Annotated in this window: 1 protein-coding gene; it reads right to left on the reverse strand. The window is 55.4% G+C overall.

Annotated features, from left to right (window positions below):
* On the reverse strand, positions 1-231 hold a 231-nt coding region (locus SB751_RS35835; RefSeq protein ID WP_410749711.1), incomplete at both ends, for a hypothetical protein.

The following is a 231-nucleotide window of genomic DNA, read 5'->3' on the forward strand; positions in this document are numbered from 1 at the left end:
CATGTGTGCCTCGTCGATTACAACCAAGCGCACACGATCGAGGAACAACACCCCCAGATAGCGAATCAATGCATCTGCTTTCTCGAAGGTACAGATTACAATTACCGGATCCTGAGACTGGACCCACGCGTCGGTCGGCCCCCAATCTATGCCGCCATACAATCCTGTCACCACCACCGGGCGTGCATCAATGCCCTGCAAGTCCTCCGACAGTCGATGCTCGACTTCTGC

It is taken from the genome of Cupriavidus sp. SIMBA_020 (assembly GCF_046535395.1).
Taxonomy (GTDB): domain Bacteria; phylum Pseudomonadota; class Gammaproteobacteria; order Burkholderiales; family Burkholderiaceae; genus Cupriavidus; species Cupriavidus campinensis.